Raw genomic sequence first — 261 nt, 5'->3', positions numbered from 1 at the left:
ATATTGCACTTTCGCTTGTTCAGGTTGAACAAGTGATTTCGCATTCGCATCGTAATACGCTTTAATTTCTTCGTCCGTTACTTTTTGTTTTGCAATTTCATCGGCTAATGGAAGCGTTGCAAGACGAGCGATACGTTTTTGGAAAAAGACTTGTGCGTTATCTTTTACTTGGGCTGGTACAACAAACTCACTGTCTGCCAAACCGTTTTGCATTTGTTCAAGTGTTAATGCATTACGTAAAATAGCCGCATAAGTATCAGA

Annotated in this window: 1 protein-coding gene; it reads right to left on the bottom strand. The window is 39.1% G+C overall.

Annotated features, from left to right (window positions below):
- Positions 1 to 261, bottom strand: a 261-nt coding sequence (locus tag ACTHS4_RS12075) for a hypothetical protein (RefSeq protein WP_440366007.1), incomplete at both ends; no start/stop codon positions are given.

This window comes from Neisseria sp. P0014.S009 (assembly GCF_051958155.1).
GTDB classification, from domain to species: Bacteria; Pseudomonadota; Gammaproteobacteria; order Burkholderiales; family Neisseriaceae; genus Neisseria; species Neisseria flavescens_C.
The sequence above is the reverse complement of the archived record's forward strand: the minus strand, read 5'-3'. Positions and strand labels throughout refer to the sequence as shown.